19 protein-coding genes are annotated in these 18,551 nt (G+C 44.6%); 9 read left to right on the forward strand and 10 right to left on the reverse strand.

Annotation, left to right across the window (positions count from 1 at the left end; all coding sequences use genetic code 11):
* Nucleotides 1–26: 26 nt before the first annotated feature.
* From AB4375_RS11500 to AB4375_RS11520, 5 genes are all read left to right on the forward strand, one after another.
* Nucleotides 27–1,010, forward strand: coding sequence for an HAD family hydrolase (locus AB4375_RS11500; protein ID WP_372051629.1), 984 nt, complete (start codon nt 27–29; stop codon nt 1,008–1,010).
* Between the two features lie 194 nt (nt 1,011–1,204).
* The gene (locus AB4375_RS11505; RefSeq protein WP_017069707.1) at nt 1,205–1,900 is read left to right on the forward strand and encodes an aspartate/glutamate racemase family protein; all 696 of its coding nucleotides are present in this window, start codon (nt 1,205–1,207) and stop codon (nt 1,898–1,900) included.
* A gap of 223 nt (nt 1,901–2,123) precedes the next feature.
* The gene (locus AB4375_RS11510; protein WP_258182976.1) at nt 2,124–2,246 is read left to right on the forward strand and encodes a hypothetical protein; all 123 of its coding nucleotides are present in this window, start codon (nt 2,124–2,126) and stop codon (nt 2,244–2,246) included.
* A 266-nt stretch (nt 2,247–2,512) separates the two neighbouring features.
* Complete coding sequence (locus tag AB4375_RS11515; protein ID WP_017067743.1) at nt 2,513–2,749, forward strand: YdcH family protein; 237 nt, start codon at nt 2,513–2,515, stop codon at nt 2,747–2,749.
* Nucleotides 2,750–2,942: 193 nt separating this feature from the next.
* Complete coding sequence (locus AB4375_RS11520; protein ID WP_017069708.1) at nt 2,943–3,839, forward strand: LysR family transcriptional regulator; 897 nt, start codon at nt 2,943–2,945, stop codon at nt 3,837–3,839.
* A 253-nt stretch (nt 3,840–4,092) separates the two neighbouring features.
* On the opposite strand, the gene glpD is transcribed toward AB4375_RS11520, so the two are convergent.
* The 5 genes from glpD to AB4375_RS11545 all read right to left on the reverse strand — a co-directional run bounded on the left by glpD (nt 4,093) and on the right by AB4375_RS11545 (nt 10,334).
* Nucleotides 4,093–5,652 carry a glycerol-3-phosphate dehydrogenase gene (gene glpD, locus AB4375_RS11525; protein ID WP_017069709.1) on the reverse strand — a complete coding sequence of 520 codons (1,560 nt, stop codon included), beginning with the start codon at nt 5,650–5,652 and terminating at the stop codon, nt 4,093–4,095.
* A 288-nt stretch (nt 5,653–5,940) separates the two neighbouring features.
* Complete coding sequence (locus AB4375_RS11530; protein WP_017066103.1) at nt 5,941–6,726, reverse strand: DeoR/GlpR family transcriptional regulator; 786 nt, start codon at nt 6,724–6,726, stop codon at nt 5,941–5,943.
* A gap of 292 nt (nt 6,727–7,018) precedes the next feature.
* On the reverse strand, nt 7,019–8,539 hold the full coding sequence (glpK, locus tag AB4375_RS11535; RefSeq protein ID WP_017069710.1) for a glycerol kinase GlpK: 1,521 nt from the start codon (nt 8,537–8,539) through the stop codon (nt 7,019–7,021).
* 58 nt (nt 8,540–8,597) lie between these two features.
* Nucleotides 8,598–9,452, reverse strand: a complete 855-nt coding sequence (locus tag AB4375_RS11540) for an MIP/aquaporin family protein (protein WP_017069711.1) — start codon at nt 9,450–9,452, stop codon at nt 8,598–8,600.
* Between the two features lie 450 nt (nt 9,453–9,902).
* Nucleotides 9,903–10,334 (reverse strand): PACE efflux transporter, encoded by a 432-nt coding sequence (locus AB4375_RS11545; RefSeq protein WP_372051631.1) that lies wholly within the window; start codon nt 10,332–10,334, stop codon nt 9,903–9,905.
* A 129-nt stretch (nt 10,335–10,463) separates the two neighbouring features.
* Here AB4375_RS11545 and AB4375_RS11550 point away from each other — a divergent pair, with 129 nt between their 5' ends.
* Nucleotides 10,464–11,354, forward strand: coding sequence for a LysR family transcriptional regulator (locus AB4375_RS11550; protein ID WP_017069713.1), 891 nt, complete (start codon nt 10,464–10,466; stop codon nt 11,352–11,354).
* A gap of 89 nt (nt 11,355–11,443) precedes the next feature.
* Here the strand turns inward: AB4375_RS11550 and arsB are convergent, their stop codons facing one another.
* The 5 genes from arsB to AB4375_RS11575 all read right to left on the reverse strand — a co-directional run bounded on the left by arsB (nt 11,444) and on the right by AB4375_RS11575 (nt 15,404).
* Entirely contained in the window at nt 11,444–12,499 is a 1,056-nt protein-coding gene (arsB, locus tag AB4375_RS11555) for an ACR3 family arsenite efflux transporter (protein WP_017069714.1), read from the reverse strand.
* A 109-nt stretch (nt 12,500–12,608) separates the two neighbouring features.
* Nucleotides 12,609–12,950, reverse strand: a complete 342-nt coding sequence (locus AB4375_RS11560; RefSeq protein ID WP_017064015.1) for a helix-turn-helix transcriptional regulator — start codon at nt 12,948–12,950, stop codon at nt 12,609–12,611.
* A gap of 192 nt (nt 12,951–13,142) precedes the next feature.
* Complete coding sequence (locus tag AB4375_RS11565) at nt 13,143–13,550, reverse strand: glycine zipper family protein (protein ID WP_029235181.1); 408 nt, start codon at nt 13,548–13,550, stop codon at nt 13,143–13,145.
* 31 nt (nt 13,551–13,581) lie between these two features.
* Nucleotides 13,582–14,244, reverse strand: a complete 663-nt coding sequence (locus tag AB4375_RS11570) for an START domain-containing protein (protein WP_017069715.1) — start codon at nt 14,242–14,244, stop codon at nt 13,582–13,584.
* Complete coding sequence (locus AB4375_RS11575) at nt 14,241–15,404, reverse strand: glycosyltransferase family 2 protein (RefSeq protein WP_017064013.1); 1,164 nt, start codon at nt 15,402–15,404, stop codon at nt 14,241–14,243. Before AB4375_RS11575 ends, AB4375_RS11570 begins: the two co-directional genes overlap by 4 nt.
* A gap of 262 nt (nt 15,405–15,666) precedes the next feature.
* On the opposite strand from AB4375_RS11575, the gene AB4375_RS11580 reads away from it, so the two are divergent.
* The 3 genes from AB4375_RS11580 (at nt 15,667) to AB4375_RS11590 (ending at nt 18,535) form a co-directional block, all read left to right on the forward strand.
* On the forward strand, nt 15,667–16,464 hold the full coding sequence (locus tag AB4375_RS11580; protein ID WP_017069716.1) for a Cof-type HAD-IIB family hydrolase: 798 nt from the start codon (nt 15,667–15,669) through the stop codon (nt 16,462–16,464).
* Between the two features lie 180 nt (nt 16,465–16,644).
* On the forward strand, nt 16,645–17,292 hold the full coding sequence (locus AB4375_RS11585; RefSeq protein ID WP_017060931.1) for a DsbA family oxidoreductase: 648 nt from the start codon (nt 16,645–16,647) through the stop codon (nt 17,290–17,292).
* A 34-nt stretch (nt 17,293–17,326) separates the two neighbouring features.
* Complete coding sequence (locus AB4375_RS11590; protein ID WP_017069717.1) at nt 17,327–18,535, forward strand: winged helix-turn-helix domain-containing protein; 1,209 nt, start codon at nt 17,327–17,329, stop codon at nt 18,533–18,535.
* Nucleotides 18,536–18,551: the final 16 nt, after the last annotated feature.

Genomic DNA, 18,551 nt, shown 5'->3' on the forward strand with positions numbered 1-18,551 from the left:
ATTAATTCAACAACATGGTAGTTGCTATGAAGAAAATAACCCTCTTATCTGTCGCGATCTTATCCAGTCTCTCTTTCTCATCTTTTGCTAAAGATTGTGATCCCAACTTGCTGCCTTCTTGGAAGGACAGCGAGAGCAAATCCGCTATCGTCGACTTTGTTGGGCAAGCCACCCAAGCTGAATCTGATACCTTCGTTGCGATCCAAGATCGTATTGCTGTATTTGATAACGACGGCACGCTTTGGTCTGAAAAGCCATACTATTTCCAATTGGCTTTCGCGTTAGATCGAATCAAAGAGATGGCGCTTGAACACCCTGAATGGAAAACGGAAGCACCGTTTAAGTTCGTGCTTGAAGGTGACATCAAGAGTGTTCTAGGGAGCGGCGAAGAAGGTTTATTGAAAATTATCATGGCGACACACTCTGGTATGACAGTCGAACAATACCAAAAAGATGTTAAGCAATGGCTAGCTGCAGCGAAAGACGAACGCTTCAACAAAGCCTACACAGACCTTACTTACCAGCCAATGAAAGAGATGCTGACTTACCTTCAAGAGCATGACTTCAAGACTTACATCGTGTCGGGTGGCGGTGTTGACTTCATGAGAGTGTGGGCTCCTGATGCTTACAATATCCCGTCAGAACAGATCATCGGTAGCGCACTTAAATACAACTACAGCTACAACGACGGTAATCCGACCGTTACCAAAGATTCGTCCATTTTGACCATTGACGACAAAGCCGGAAAGGTCACTAACATTCAGCATATTATCGGTAAGAAGCCGATTCTAGCAGTAGGTAACTCAGACGGCGATCAAGCGATGATGCAGTGGGCAACCAGTCAACCAAACTCAATGGCGATGATTGTTCATCACACCGATGCCGAGCGCGAGTGGAAGTATGATCGTGAGTCCCATGTGGGTAAGCTTGATAAAGCACTCGACGAAGCGAACTCCAGAGATGATTGGACGTTAATCGACATGAAATCCGATTGGTGTGAGGTGTACTAACGCCAAGTATACCCTTGGTCAAAACTTCAAAGGCTCGGATTTTAAATTCGAGCCTTTTTTGTGAGCGGAGGTTTTTGGAATGAATGGTTTGAAAGGAATAAGGTGTTATGGGTTCGCTTTAAGCAAGAACGTACTATAAATTTTCAATGCATGACGGTTTAATCGAGTTAGTCGGAAATTAAAGGAATAGCAAAATGAAAACGATCGGTTTGCTCGGCGGTATGAGTTGGGAGTCGACAGTGAGCTACTACAAATCCATCAACGAGGGCGTTAAAGCCACACTCGGCGGGCTCAATTCTGCAAAGGTTTGTATGTACAGCGTGAACTTCGATGAGATAGAAAAGCTTCAACATCAAGGTCGCTGGGCTGAGACGGCGGATATCTTATCGGACGCGGCTTTATCGGTAGAGAAAGCCGGAGCGGACTTCATCCTGATCTGTACCAATACCATGCATAAGGTCGTTCCTGAGATCGAACAGAAGATCACTATTCCTATCTTGCACATCGCTGATACCACAGCGCAGAAACTGCTGGAACAAGGAGTGAAGAAAGTCGGATTACTCGGCACGGCTTTCACGATGGAACAAGATTTCTATAAAGGCCGCCTGACTAACAAATTCGGTATCGATGTGGTGATTCCTGATGAGAGTGACCGAGAGAAAGTCCACAACATCATTTATCAAGAGCTGTGTCGAGGCCAAGTAAAAGAAGAATCTCGAGATGTATACCGTCAAATCATTGAGAAGCTAGGCCAACAAGGTGCAGAAGCCGTTATTCTGGGCTGTACTGAAATCGCCCTCCTGATTCAGCAGCAACACACTGATGTTCCCTTGTTTGATACCACAGCCATTCATGCAGAAGCGGCTGTACGTTTGGCGACGAGTGACTAACTTCTAGTTCTTATTCTTAGTTCCATAGCTGTCCTATTTTCGCTCTTGTACGATTTTCATTCGTTGAAGTGAAAGTTTTTTGTACAAAAGCAGGTCGTTAGTTAAAGAAGCGATGCTTTGTTCATTAACCAAGGCCTTATCGGTAGGTAAGGTTTTAGTTAATGATTGAGGTATCCGCGCTTTTAAACACTATGCTTTAGTCATGACCGAAAGAGGATTTATTATGAAATGGCTTATCTTATCTGTAACGCTGTTATTCGTGGCAGGATGCCAATCGACGGGGTCTCAAGAAGCACAAGTCGGTGACGACATGAATCGAGTTCATACCCAAGGGTGCAGCAGCTAATCTCTTTGTAGAAACATTTTTCAGCTGCTTCGATAACGATTGTTAACTCTACTTGTATATAGATCTACCTTATAAAGCCTTGTGTTCTTACAAGGCTTTCTTCTATGTAAAGCATCTTATTTTTTTAGGTGGATGTTGTAAATTTGTGAATCTGAACTGTCTATATTCTAGGCTGTGTACTGGATCTCATTTGTTATTTGAGTCCCTTGCTAAGGTAAATAATGAATGTGTACTACCAATCACTTTACTCAACTTAAGAGGTTTCTATGCTAGGTGAAAATCATTCTCTTGTTCACGAATTTCCTGAAATGAAAGATAAAATTGCTGAGCTTGTTAAAACTGACGATGGCTTTGCAGCAGACATGAAGACGTACGACAACCTTGATAAAGAGATTCGTAAGCTTGAGCTGAAAGATTCACCCATTGATGACGGCTCGATGCACCAACTGAAACATGATCGTTCTGTACTGAAAGATGCACTGCATGCACGTTTAACTGGCTAGTGAGCTAGTAATTTTGCTGATTAGCTAAATGGCGAATTGCAGACTTAGACAAAAAAACTCCTTCGGGAGTTTTTTTCGTTTTGGCACAATAACATCTTCACAATTCAACTGAGTTAATACGTTGTATTGTTATGTGAATGACGCATAATGAGGGTTACTGGTACACGATTTTTAAGATTTTATTGGTAATCTCATGAATATTGAACACCTCAAATTGTTTGTTCGTTTAGCTTCCACACATAACATCAGCATGGCTGGGCAAGAGCTTGGTTTGTCTCCTGCTGTTGCAAGCTCGCACATCAGTAAACTGGAAGACAATTTAGGCGTTCGCTTGGTCCACCGAACCACTCGTAAGGTCTCTTTAACCGAAGAGGGGGAAGCATTCTTACCTCATGCTGAAGAAGTGTTATCGAGCGTGGATGCTGCCAAATCGGCGGTCGGTGTGGGTTGTGATTCTCCAACCGGAACGTTGCGAGTTACCGCATCTGCGTCTTTTGGACGTTTGCATCTTGTTCCTGCCTTACCTGGATTCTTAGAGCGCTACTCTGGGTTAAAAGTCGATCTCAGGCTATCAGATTCGATGGTGGATGTTGTTGAGGGTGGCTTTGATATCGCGATTCGTATCTCGGAGCTGAAAGACTCGACACTGATTGCCCGAAAACTTGCGACAGACAAGCGTATTGTGTGTGCATCGCCTGATTACTTAATCAAATATGGTAAGCCAGCCAAACCTCGAGATCTTAACGATCATCAATGTATTAGCTTAATTGGTTTAGAAAACTGGACCTTCAATACTGAAAGCGGGCCTAAGACGATTAAGGCATCTGGGTCGTTCAGGGCAGATAACGGGGAAGCACTGCGTGACGCAGCCTCAGGTGGTATGGGGATCACGGTGACATCGAATTGGTGTGCCTATGAACAACTGAAAAGCGGTCAGCTGGTTCAAATATTAGAAGATTACCCATTAACATCAGAGCCTGCAATTTGGGCTGTGTACCCAAGCACAAGGTTACTTGCACCAAAGGTGAGAGCCTTCATTGACTACTTCTCTGAATATTATGGTAATCCGCCGTATTGGGAGAAAACATAGAGACAAACGTTATTAAAGCGCTGACATGGTGAGCGTTTTTAAATGTGTTGTTTCGTTGAGATAAAGAATAGCAACCTTTTGTGAAGTTGATAATCAACCGGATTAATAAAACACTATTTAGTTTTTGTTGAAAATAGAGGTGTGAATAAAGTCTCAGGCTGAGCGGAATAGTAGACAATAAAAAAGCTTAGCGTGGGGAGCGCTAAGCTTTGTCATTATTTATATTCAGGAGCGGATGGTTTTGCTAGAAGAACTAACCGACTTGAGAAAAGTTCACCACAGTGCTTTCAAGATTCTCTTTTAAGTAGCTAGAAACTGCATGCTGCTCTGTTTCACTTAAGTACAGGCCAAGTTTGGTTCTGCGCCACAAGATGTCTTCGTCAGTCATCGCCATCTCTTCATTAATCAAGTAATCGATCTCAGCTTGGTAAACACCGTGTGCTTCGCTTGAGAACTGGATGCCAAGGTCCGCCTCACATGTAGCGCCTTCAAGCAGGTCCCATGTGTAAGTACCAAATTGGGTCACGTAACGAAGTAGCAGAGCTTCAGATGCCCAAGGGTATTTCGTGTGCATCATTGCTGCAAGCTGTTCGCGGCTACAGCTAAAGTTGCCACCCGGTAGCGTGTCGTTAGCTGTCCAAGGTGCACCCATGTGTTTCAGGTAAGGTTCTAGCTTGTTCAGTGCCGCTTCACCGAGTTTACGATAAGTCGTTAACTTGCCACCAAAGATAGATAGCAGTGGTGCTTGATCCATTTCTGCATCCAGCTCCAGTGTGTAGTCACGAGTGATCGCTTGTGGCGAGTCAGATTCATCATCACAAAGCGGTCTTACGCCACTGTATGTCCACACAACATCGTCACGCTCTAGTTGCTTAACAAAATGCTGGTTAACGATATCAATCAAGTAATCAACTTCTACATCGTCGATAGCCACTTCGCGAGGATCGCCTTTGTATTCAAGGTCGGTGGTGCCGATGATCGAGAACTTATCTAGGTAAGGGATCATGAACACGATGCGGTTATCTTTGTTTTGTAGAATGTACGCTTGTGGTTCGTCATGAACACGCGGTACCACAATGTGTGAGCCTTTGATTAGGCGAATATTACGAGGCGAAGCCTGCTCTAATCCATCATCAAAGAACTGCTTAACCCAAGGGCCAGCCGCGTTAACCAGCGCTTTCGCTTTACGTTCAAAACGTTGGTTTGTCATCACATCAAGAATCGTTACATGCCAAATGTCGCCTTCGCGGTGTGCTTTTTCAACTCGGCAGTAGTTGCGTACTTCTGCGTTGTTTTCTTTCGCCGCCAACACGTTCAGCAATACCATACGCGCATCATCTACCCAGCAGTCTGAGTATTCGAAACCTGTTTTCATTTCTGGTTTAAGCAAACCTGATTGAGCCAAGTTCACCGTTTTACTTCCAGGAAGAGTCGTACGTTTACCTAAGTTATCGTAAAGGAATAGGCCACAGCGGATCATCCAAGCCGGGCGTAAAAATGGTCGGTGCGGTAAACGGAAACGCATTGGTTGTGCAACGTGAGGTGCTTTTCTCAGCAACACTTCACGCTCTGCAAGTGCTTCTGAAACTAAACGAAATTCATAATGTTCAAGGTAACGTAAACCACCGTGGATTAGCTTTGAACTTGCAGAAGACGTCGCAGAGGCGAAATCATTTGCTTCGTATAAACCAACGTTTAGACCACGACCAGCAGCGTCTGCCGTGATACCCGCACCATTGATGCCGCCGCCAATAACGATTAAGTCTAGAGTTGAAGATGTACTATTGTTTGAATTAGTTTGTTGAGCACTCATGGTTTTGACCTCTTTCTGAGCGAACGAGCATTTTAGAACATAATTGAATCCTATATGAACTTTCGTTTGCGGTCATTTATTATTTTCGTTTATGCGCGTTTTATGTGATTTGGGCATAAAAAAACCTCTGCTTATGAAAGCAGAGGTTCAAATAAGTCTAATTCGAGCATAGAAGCGACAGTGACAGTGACAGTGACAATGACAGCGAGCAAGTTTTACTTTATTAACTTTTCTATAAAGAATGGTGATTCATTTAAGAAAGTGGCGTCACTGAGCTCTTATGTTTAGTTATTCGCTCATAGGACGAGCGGTATCGATCACTTCTAATGGTATTGCCGAATCTTTAAGGATGTTGAGAATCTCTTCCGGTGGCTGCTTATTAGTAAACACCATGTGGGCCTGAGAGATATTGCCGAGCTTAACCATCGCGTTACGACCAAACTTACTGTGGTCGACGGCTAAGAAGATGCTGCGACTGTTTTCGATGATGGCTTGTTTTACACGAACTTCGTGGTAATCAAAATCGAGCAGTGAGCCATCAAAGTCGATGCCGCTGATGCCTAAGATGCCGAAATCGAGGCGGAACTGCTTTACAAAGTCGAGTGTCGCTTCGCCAACAATACCGCCATCGCGGTTACGTACTTCACCGCCCGCCAAGATAACCTTGATCTCTGGGTTCGGAAGAAGGATGCTGGCAACGTTAATGTTGTTGGTGACGACTCTTAGCTGTTTGTGATTTTTATTGAGTGCACGTGCCACTGATTCTGGCGTGGTGCCGATATCAACGAACAGGGTTGCACCATCTGGGATGTGCTTAACCAGTTCGTCGGCGATCACGTCTTTTTCGTTGAAGTTAAGCGCTTTACGCGTGTTATAAGAGGTGTTTTCCGAGCTTAAAGGAATGGTTGCACCACCATGATAGCGACGAATTTTGTTTCTATCGGCAAGTTCATTGAGGTCTCGTCTGATGGTTTGTGGGCTGACATCGAACTTTTCAACGAGCTCTTCGGTGCTCACATATCCTTGTGTTTTTACCAGATCTACAATCTGCTGGTGTCTTGGTATCTGCTTCACTTAACTTACCACTCCCTGCGCGCAAAGGGCTCTAGCGCGTCAAAATCGAAAATATAAACTCACGCTATTGTGCTCGAATTGATGAAAAGAGAGAAGTAATGATGGTAAGGAATCATGTCTAAACCGCAAAAACGCTGGTCAAAAAGTGGAATTTGAGCCTGAAACGCAAAAAAGAGCACAAAATAGTGCTCTTTTTAGTTTCGTTTGCTGAGGTTCGAGCAATCTAATCGATGAGGCTGCTCGAGTTCCTAGGTCAACGATTAATGATTAACGATGAGCTGAATACTCTGTATTACTCTTCGTCGTCATCGTGCAGTTCAGACCAAACCTGTGCACACTTGATTGCACGCTTCCAGCCTTTGTAACGGCGGTTACGTTTCTCTTCGTCGTGGTGCGGCATGAAGGTGCGGTTAAGAACGGCTTTGTCTTGAAGCTCGTCAATGCTGTCCCAGAAACCAACCGCTAGGCCAGCAAGGTAAGCGGCACCAAGAGCCGTTACTTCCGTTACTTCAGGGCGGTGAACCTCAGTATCAAGCACGTCTGATTGGAATTGCATTAGGAAGTTGTTCGCTACTGCGCCGCCATCAACACGTAGGTTTGCTAGCTTGATGCCAGAGTCCGCTTGCATCGCGTCTAGTACGTCACGCGTTTGGTAAGCAATACCTTCCAAGGTTGCACGGATGATGTGGTTAGAGTTAACACCACGAGTCAGGCCAACAATCGTACCGCGAGCGTAAGCATCCCAGTATGGTGCGCCTAAACCAGTAAACGCAGGGACTACGTAAACGCCGTTTGAAGAATCTACTTTGGTTGCGAAGTACTCAGAGTCTTCTGCGCCAGCCAGTAGTTTCATTTCATCACGTAGCCATTGGATTGATGCGCCGCCCATGAATACTGCACCTTCCAGTGCGTATGCAGGTTCGCCTTTAGGGCCACATGCCAGTGTGGTTAGAAGGCCGTTTTTCGATGTGACTTTCTCTTGGCCTGTGTTCATTAGAAGGAAACAACCAGTACCATAAGTGTTCTTAGCTTGGCCTGCTTCTACACACATTTGACCGTAAAGTGCAGCTTGTTGGTCACCCGCAATACCCGCGATTGGAATACGAGTACCGCCTTTACCACCAAGGTTCGTTTGGCCGTAAACTTCAGAAGAGCGTTTCACTTCAGGCATCATTGATGCTGGAATACCCATCTCGTCTAGTAGCTTGCTGTCCCAGCATAGGTCGTTGATGTTAAACAACATAGTACGTGATGCGTTAGTGTAATCCGTAACGTGTACACGGCCTTGAGTCATCTTCCAAACCAACCAAGTATCAACCGTACCGAACAGTAGCTTACCTGCTTCAGCGTCTTCGCGAGCGCCTTCAACGTTGTCTAGAATCCATTTTACTTTGGTACCTGAGAAATACGGGTCAAGGACTAAACCTGTATTGTCACGCACGTAGTCTTCTAGGCCACGTTCTTTAAGTTCTTCACAAATTTCTGCAGTACGACGACATTGCCATACGATAGCATTGTATACCGGCTTGCCTGTCTCTTTGTTCCAAACGATGGTGGTTTCACGTTGGTTAGTGATACCGATACCCGCTAGCTCGTCGCTGCGAATGCCTGCTTTAGCTAGAGCTTCAACCAATGTAGAGCTTTGAGTCGCCCAGATTTCCATTGGATCATGCTCAACCCAGCCAGCCTTTGGATAAATTTGAGTAAATTCTCGTTGAGAAGAGCTTACGATGTTTGCATCGTGATCGAGGATTACAGCGCGAGAGCTTGTAGTGCCTTGGTCTAGGGCAACAATGTATTTTTGCTCGGTCATGGTAAGAATCCTTTTTGTTCCGTTATTTATATTTTAGTAAATGTAAGGTCGCTTGGGGTTAAGCTTGAGCTTGTTCAGCTTCTTCTTCTGTTTCACATTGGTTTGGAATTGTGCAGCCATGGCCTTCCACTGGTAGGTGAGCACCAATAACACGTGGGTACAACCAGCCACCAAAACACGCACCAGCGATAGGAGCAAGAATTGGAACGATGAAGTAAGGAATATCACGAGCACCAGTCAATGCAAAATCCCAACCTGCAAAGTAAGCGAAAAGTTTTGGTCCGAAGTCACGTGCAGGGTTCATAGCAAAGCCAGTTAGTGGACCTAATGAGCCACCAATTACCGCGATAAGAATACCGATCAGTAGAGGGTTCATTGCGCCACGTGATGCGCCATTGTTCTCGTCGCCCAGTGCCAGAATGGCAAACATCAATACTGCAGTAATCACGAATTCCACAGCAAAAGCGCCGAAGAAAGAGAGTGAAGCATGTGGGTAAGTCGAGAAGATACCAGCAGTTGATAGTGCGTCTTGGCTGCTACGAACGAAGTTATGTGCGATTTCGTAGTCAGTAAATAGGTTGCTGTACAGGCTGTAAACCAATGCTGCAGAGCAGAAAGCGCCAAGCAGTTGCGAAATGATGTAAGGCACCACTTTCGCTTTATCGAAGCCATGGAACATGGCCAGTGCAATCGTTACGGCTGGGTTGATGTGTGCGCCTGAAACGCCGGCAGTACAGTAAATTGCAATCGCAACACCGAAGCCCCAGATGATGCTGATTTCCCATTGTCCGAATGTCGCACCAGTTAATACCAGAGCGGCCACACAGCCAACGCCAAAGAATATGAGTAATCCTGTGCCGATAAATTCAGCCAAGCATTGCCCAAATAAAGAAGGGTGTTTGTTTGTTGTCATGTTCGAGTCCTTTTTAGTTTTGCTTATCTAGCACGTGTATTGTGCATATATTTGCGAACTCGAAAATAAACGAACATCAAAAGTGAGCGTTTGAGCATAAAATTGTTAATTAAAGTCACTTGAAATGTTAATCCGAACACTTTTGCTCGAAAAAGATGCTCGCATGAACGTCATTGCTCGAATTGATAGGTTGCGAAGCCGCTCAAACTACCTATATGTAAATGAATGCGCAACTGGTACGAGGAGTTTATGTTTGGATTTGTGATGCTGATTCTCGAGTGGTGGTTTATTAAACTTGGATCTTGTGGACTTATCCGGGGTCTCAAATGTTGGAAAAGCGTTAACAAACAAGGATGCACTTAAGCTATGACAAAAAATGCCAGATCCATACTGAATCTGGCAATTCGTTTTGTTTATCGCTCGGTGATGATATTTGAGCGAATCGGTGAATTAATTTAAAGCGTTAACTTTGCCTTGTGTAACAAAGTAGTCTCTTACTGAATCGTACGCCCAGTTAAATCCGATAGCGTAGAGTACAAAGAAAATAACTAGGCCGATGTCCATGATCAGTACGGTTAGGAAGTCGAGTTGTAGAACCCACATCAAGACAGGTAGAGTCACTGTCATTAAGCCAAACTCAAAACCTAATCCGTGCAGGATACGTGTTTTCGTGGTTCTTTTGCTTCGGTCTGTTCCGTAAATTTTGTCGTAGCCATAGTTGTAAACGTAGTTCCAAGCCATCGCTATCAATGATATTGCAAGCGCTAAGCCTGCCATTTCACCTGCGCCATTTCCTGTAACATAGGTTGCAAGCCCTGCCATTAGAACCAAAGCAACCAATTCAAATAGCACCATGTGCAACATGCGTTCTTTATGTGACATTTTTCTAACTCTCTTTACGATTAAATAGCCGCCGATGGGCTAATGACTTGGCTAGATAATATCTACTTAAGTGATAATATAAAGATAGTTAGTATCACATATAGTGATAGTAAGTTTGGGAGAAACCGAATGTACAACATTGAACAACTGAAAATGTTTGTGTATGCCGTTGAATTAGGGTCATTTTCTGCCAGTGCTCGTCATTTGGGTAAGGTACAGTCGGCGGTGAGCCAAGGCATCAGTAATCTTGAAATCGATTTTAATGTTGAGCTTTTTGATCGTTCGACTCGAAAGCCTTCACTAACCAAAGCGGGTGAGCAGTTATTTAAACAGGTGAAAGCAATCGTGCTTCAGGTTGAAGATCTGAATGTGACGGTTAACGCGATGGGTAGCGGTGAAGAGGGGCTCATCACAATTGCATTAGATGATTCATTGCTGGTTCCGAACCTATCTAAGATCCTTAGTCAGTTCAGTCAACAATTCCCTGCGACTGAAGTTGAATTGGTTGCGTGTACCACGACAGAGGTCAATCCGTTGATTATCGAAGAGAGGGCCGACATTGGATTGATGTTTACCAACTTGGCTTTTGATGTCGGCTCTGAGCCTTGCTTTATCGGTCACTTACCGTTTATTGCTGTGTGTCATCCAAGTCATGCGCTCGCAAAAACAGGTGTGGCGAAACTCACTGACTTACTCCCGCATCGTCAGTTAATGTTGAGGGGAGACAAAGGCAAGGTGATGGATCAGTTTCCGCTGATTGCCGGAAAGGTATGGTGGTCAAACAGCTTTATCGTCATTAAAGAGATGATTCTTGGTAGCGATATCGGTTGGGCATACTTACCGAAACACCTTGTTGAAGAAGAGCTTATTAAACAGCGCTTGGTAGAGGTGAATGTGTCATTTGACCATAAAACTTGGTCGCCTCCGGTTGATCTTGTTCTGTCTAAAACACGCTCAAAAGGCCCTGCATTACTTTGGCTTGAACAAGCATTGAAAGGCCTATTAGACGAAACTGAATAAAGAAAAGGCTCACCGTTTAACGTGTGAGCCTTTCTGTTCAAAGTGATGCTGCTTTTTGTTAGTTCTAGTTCTAGGTGTAGACGTAGATGCTATACGCTAGGTTTAACCGTCTGACCGTTGTAGTACTTGTCTTTCATCTTAAGCGACACGTTCACAAGGTAAATCAGCACAGGGACTTCAATCAGTGGACCGATAACGCCTGCAAACGCTTGGTCTGAGTTGATACCGAATACTGAGATAGCCACGGCAATCGCTAGCTCGAAGTTGTTACCTGTTGCTGTAAATGCAATTGATGCGTTCTTGTCGTACTCGATGCCCATCTTTTTACCGATGAAGAAACTGATGAAGAACATCGCAGTGAAGTAGATAGTCAGTGGAACCGCAATTAATAGAACGTCCATTGGCAGTTCAACAATCATTTCACCTTTCAGGCTGAACATCAGAACGATGGTTGCCAGTAGTGCAATCAGTGTGATTGGAGAGATGCGTGGAATAAATACGTCGTTGTACCACTGCTCGCCTTTCATCGACACAAGGATCTTACGGCTTAGGAAGCCCGCTAGGAATGGGATACCTAGGTAGATAATTACACTGTGTGCAATGTCGATCATCGAGATATCAACCAACATGCCTTCGTAACCAAATACTGGTGGAAGAACGCTGATGAACAACCACGCCATAAAGCTGTAGCTCACCACTTGGAATGCACTGTTTAGAGCAACCAATGCCGCGCCGTACTCTTTGTTACCGCCGCCGATGTCGTTCCAAACCAGAACCATCGCCACACAACGAGCAAGACCAATCAGAATCACCCCAACCATGTAACCTGGGTGGTCTCCCAAGAAAGTTAGTGCCAATACAAACATCAGAATTGGACCAACGATCCAGTTCATGATCAAAGAGAGCTTAATGGCTTTCTTATCTTTTACCACAGTGCCTAGCAGGTTGTAGTTAACCTTAGCCAGAGGTGGGTACATCATTAAGATAAGGCCAATCGCAAGCGGAATGTTAGTGGTGCCAACAGACATTGAATCGTTCCACTGTTCGATCTGTGGGAATAGGGTGCCGAGTAGTACACCAAGGCCCATGGCAATAAAAATCCACAGTGTTAAGTAGCGATCTAGAAAACCTAACTTTGGTTTCATGATAATCTCTCTTAGTTGATATCGTAAATCGTCGAAAAACGATTGGTTGTGGCAAAAAAACACGCTTAAAAGTAAAGGCTATCAAAGCCGATCATTCAAGCGTGAACTTCTATTTTAAAATGCTGTTAAATATCGATTCGAAGCGTTGAATATTGTCGCGGTCGATGCGGTAACACATCTTCGGCGGAATCGACTCAGCCGTAATAAAACCTGAGGCTTTCAATATTCTTAAGTGCTCTGATACCGTTGATTGAGCTAAACCCAATTCACTCACCAGATCACTGTTCAAGCAGCCGCCCGATTTTTCTAACGTGGAAAGGATACTCAATATACGTATTCTTGCTGGGTGAGCGAGTGCTTTCGCCAGTGCGGCCATTTGCTTTTCTGCTTTAGCATCACCGTGTTCGATGGGCAGAGAACAGCCACCAGATGTCGAGCAAGTTGAGTTCATATTGACGTCTCACTTTCATTAATCGTTAAAAGACGATTAATGATAAGCCTATTTTAAATAGGGGTCAATGCTCACTGTCTATTTGAACGAACTTTAAGGTGGCGATTCAGGGACTATGGTTGAACTCTGCTTTGACTCAGCTACGCAAAATGGCGTGAACATCGATTAAACGCCATTTTGCTCGGTTATCCGCTAGTTAAGAACGGTATAGCCTCGGTTGATCATACAGTTACGATTCACTTGAAACTTCTGCTGCTCAGATAGCTCGGCGGATTGTCTTTTTTGAGCACCGTGCTTTAAAGCGCCGCTGATAATACCGATGCCAGCACCAATTTTTGCACCATCATGACCACTCCCGCCAGAGACGGCTCCACCAACCGCACCCAGCGCTGCACCCTTAGCGGTTGAACCGACAATATCGCTGCCAAGAGAATCGACCTCTTCAGGCTTCACTTGTTGAGCGTATTGCTCACATTCATACAGATCGGCGTGATACTGTGTTTCATCAACACCTTTAGTATCGACAATAATTTGATTAGCAAATACTGAACTTGATGCTACAAGCAATATCGCTGCGATTGGAGAGAATGGAAATTTCACAATATAGACCTCTAGAGTATTCATTGCATTGTTAAAGTGACGTGTAGTTCTCGATGAAATCAAGGCGACGATCGGTGTACTCACCAGAATCCAACATCTTAGATAACCCGCGAAGCGTGTTGTAAGGCTGAGAAACGGCCACCATGTTAATGAGCCAATACGGAATATCGCCACCTGGATCACTCAATACTCGATAAGAGATATGGGTGGTGTTTTCGTCGATTGGTGTCAGGATCCAACTCGCCTCTAATTCAGCCACTCTGATGATTTTTTTATTATTGTTTGGCAGGTAATCAGGCCTACCATGCTGACCAATGGTGACAACCATCGTCTCTGGATCTTGAGTGATGACGTTCTCTACGATAGCTTCACGATCGGCAACTGGCCAAGGTGCCTTGGTATAGGTTTTGGTGATCGTGTGCGCCGCACTAAAATGCTCTATTTCTTCCATGTCATCGATGTTTTCTACCCATTGCGTGCCAACAGAGGTATCGATAAAGAGTGCGATAATAGAAGTGAGGGACGCGTTGATGTCGCCTTCTGCTCGAAATTCTTTAAAGTGACTGCCTTCAATTTTACGGTTATAAACCTCGATGCCTTTTTTATCGCGTGCCAGTGACCAGCCATCGGTGTCTGATGCAAACACCGAAACTGAACAAGCAAGAAGAAGCAAAGTAATAATCTTATTCATCATGTTAATGAGCGCCCTTTCCAGCTGATTTTATTGGTTTTAGATAAGCGGTAACTGTTCAGCACGAGTAGGCTTTGAACACAAATACCGAAGGGTACGGTTAACGCAAATTTTGCGGGAACAAACAGTTCCTTAACCAAAATGAAGTAGGTGACGATCGACACCAAGAGCATCACAGAGCTGACAATGAGCGAATAAGCATGAATGGCAGACATGTCACTGATGAAGGCGTTCGCCGATACCAGCATCAAAAGCGGTCCCGCCCATGCGATGATGTTGGCTTTGATGAAGACTTTTAAAGCTTGTGCTTGCGATTGACAATTCACAATAAGATTCATGTTTTTGGAAAAGCCAGCCCAGATTGAGTTGAAGTCTGAATACATGTGCGTACTCATTAGTTTGTCTGCAAATGCCCAGAAAATCTTAAATCCATTGACCTTCATGACTTTTGCAAAGGCGATGTCTTCCGATATCGCGTTTGCTACTGCGGCGTGTCCACCGACTGCGTCGTAGGATTTTCGGGTAAACAACATCGCCTGACCGTTAGCAATCGCTTCTTCCTTAGTCATGTCGTTCGAGTTTTTAAAGTTCATATAAGATGCGATCGATAGAAAGATGCCCGGCAAGGTCGCTTTTTCTGCCACAGACGCAAAAGTTTGTTTTGGATTAAACGATAAGAGATCAGTTTTTTGTTGGATAGCAAAGTCGATAACGCTCTGTAGCATCGCGGGTGCTGAATCGGTATCTGCATCAATGAAATACACATATTCACCGCTCGCGTTGAGTGCGCCAGCCATACATGCATTGCTCTTACCAAGCCATCCGGTCGGTAACGTTCTACCTGAAATACAGCGCGCGTTAACGTCGAACTTACTGATCAATGCTTCTACTTTTGCACGGGTTGAGTCAGTAGAAAAGTCATCAACAACAATGACTTCAAACTTGTCTTTTGGGTAGCTCTGCTTCAATAGAGAGCCAAGGCTGATTTCAATATTGTCTTCTTCATTTCGCGCAGGAATAATGACGGAAACAGTCGGCCACTCAGTTCTTTTGAACGATATTTTAGGTTCAATGTGAATACGATGGCGCTCTAAGTTCGCAAGTGTGATTAGAAACTTGACGGTAACGATGCAAAGCAAGGTCGTAATAATAGCTAAAATCATAATGACTGTGGTCGGAATAAAGTGATGGAGAGACAGGAAAGAATATAGTGGAGTGTGACCTAACGCACATCTTGTATGTAGGACTTAACCCTTCAAACTGGAATGCGCTTCTGTTAGCGTTTGCCTTGGAAAGATGTGAAACAGTGACTGACAGGCGGTAAAATAAGCATTGTATTCACCAGCGACTCTAGCGATATAATCGAACCCAGAACCGTTACTCAAGATAACGAATGATCATAATCCAATAATAGGTACGCCCGACATGCCCCAACAAAACATCAAATTTATCGCGACTGATATGGATGGCACCTTACTCGATGAGCATGGAAAGCTCGACCCTGAGTTTTTCAATCTTTATGAGCGCTTAGAAGCGCAAGATATTATTTTTGCTGCCGCGTCTGGCCGCCAGTATTACAGCTTGCTAGAAACATTTTCCCCGCTTAAAGATCGCATGATGTTTATTGCTGAAAACGGCACATTAGTGATGCACAAAGGCCAAGAACTTTACAGCTGCTTGCTTGATACCGATGCCATTAAAGAGATCATTAAAGAAGCTCGAGCTATTGAAGGCGCGCATGTGGTGCTATGCGGTAAGAAATCGGCATACATCGAAACCAAAGATGAGCGTGCTCTGGCGGAGATCTCTAAGTACTACCATCGCCGTGAGCAAGTAGAAGACTTACTGGCGGTAGAAGACGATTTCATCAAGGTGGCTATCTGTCACTTCGACGGTTCACAAGAGAAAGTGAACCCAACTATTGATGCCAAATTCGGTGAGAACTACCAAGTGGTTGTAAGCGCAAAAATTTGGTTAGATGTGATGAACGCTGAAGCGTCAAAAGGCGCGGCGATTAAACATCTACAGAACACATTAGGTTTCACTTACGAGCAGACCATGAGCTTTGGTGATTACCTAAATGACTTGGAAATGCTTAAAGAGAGCTACCACTCTTACGCGATGGAAAACGCGCATCCAAAGTTAAAAGAGATCGCGCGTTTTGGCGCGCCAAGTAACGTTGACGCGGGTGTGTTCCAAGTACTTGAGAAGTTGCTAGCGTAACGCTCTTAAGCTAGATTCGATTTTTATCAAAGCCAACTCGTGAAAATGAGTTGGCTTTTTTGTTGAATGCTGTTGTATTGAGTTAAATTTGAACGAGTGTTCAGCTTGTTGTAGTCTAACCAGAAAGATGGGTATTCACTTTGAATTGGATACGCCTTAGTAACGATATTTGGAATGATTATGAGCAAGAAACTTCAACTTGATATTATTTCTGACGTAATGTGCCCGTGGTGCGTAGTCGGTTACAAAAACTTAGAGCTAGCCGTTGCGGAACTTGGTTTAGAAGACCAGATTGAACTTGAATGGCAGCCGTTTGAGCTTAACCCTGACATGCCGCAAGAGGGCGAAAACCTGCGTGCCCATATCATGAGAAAATACGGTTCTAGCGCAGAAGAGAGCCAACGTTCACGAGAACAGCTTTCGGCTCGCGGCCAAGCGGTTGGTTTCGATTTCAATTTCTATGACAGTATGAGAATGGTCAATTCACGTCATCTACATGTACTTCTCGATTTTGCACTAGCGCACGGCAAACAGACTGAGTTAAAGCTACGCTTCTTTGCTGCTCACTTCACAGAGCAAAAAGACCTGTCCGATCTTGAAGTCATTGCACAAGAGCTTGAAGCGGTTGGCTTAGACTCAACGAAGGCACTGAAGCGCCTAAAGAACACCGACAACTTGAAGCAAATTGAAGCGCAAGAGTTTGAATGGCAACGCATGGGGATCTCTGCGGTTCCTACTGTGGTGTTCAACCGTAAGAGTGCAGTAACGGGCGCGCAGACGGTAGAAACCTACAAGCAGATTCTTCAAGAGCTTATTGCTGAATCATAAACGGATCATTGCTATCAATTAGAGTCTGAATTTCATGGAATCACTGTCACTCGCTCAAGCGCAAAAACTGGTATTGCTTTCGCAAAAGCTGCCGCCTAAGAAGTTGCCACCTAAAAAGCAACGCAATGGGGGCGCTTTGGCGAACACGTTGTCTGCGATTGAAAACCTTGGCTATGTGCAAATTGATACCATCTCTGTGATTCAGCGAGCTCACCACCACACGCTTTGGAATCGCAATCAAGATTACCAACTGAACCATCTTGATAAGCTGTTAGAGCGTCGAGAAGTATTTGAGTATTGGTCGCATGCCGCCGCGTATTTACCCATGCGTGACTTCCGATTCAGCCTACACCGCAAGAATGGCTTTGCGAGCGGTAAGCTCAAGCATTGGTATAAAAAGAATGACGCACTGATGGCTCATGTTCTCAAACGTATTGAGAATGAAGGGCCGTTGATGGCGAAAGATTTTGAAGGGGATAGGCCAAACCCCGGCGGTTGGGGCGGTAAACCGGCCAAGCAAGCATTAGAAACATTGTTCATGCAAGGCGACTTAATGGTGCCAAGCCGAGTTAACTTTCATAAGGTGTATGACCTAACCGAGCGAGTTTTACCGAGCGGAATTGATACCTCTGAGCCGACAGAACAAGAGTACATCGAGCATCTGATAACACGTTATTTAGAGGCTAACGGAGTTGGAATAGCGTCGGAAATGAGCTACCTACTCAAGAACACAAAGCCTTTGATTCAGAGAGCACTCCAACAGATGCTTGAAGATAAGCAGGTTCTGAAAGTAGATATTCAAGGCTCTGATTACTATGTCCTGCCAGGTGCTTTTGAACTGCTGAATCAACCTCTTCCCAGAACCAAGCTTAAGATACTGTCTCCGTTTGATAACCTGCTGATTCAACGAAAGCGAATGCAATCATTGTTCAACTTTGATTACCTCCTAGAATGCTATGTTCCAGAGGCCAAGCGTCAGTTTGGTTATTTTAGCTTACCGATTCTGTGGCAAGGTGAGCTGGTGGCACGAATGGATTGCAAGGTCGACAGGAAGAGTGGTTTGCTCAATATCCGTAACTTGGTTGTGGAAGAGCGAATTAAAAACCATGAGTTGTTGGTTCATGCTTTATGCGATGAACTAAAACACTTCATGGTGTTCAACCAATGTGATGAGATGATCGTCCATAACACCACGCCCTCTGATCTTGGCAAGCGCTTGATGAGCCAATGGCAACCAGTCTAGCGGTCTTTGTTGTTTA

It is taken from the genome of Vibrio sp. 10N.261.51.C6 (assembly GCF_041471785.1).
Taxonomy (GTDB): domain Bacteria; phylum Pseudomonadota; class Gammaproteobacteria; order Enterobacterales; family Vibrionaceae; genus Vibrio; species Vibrio crassostreae_C.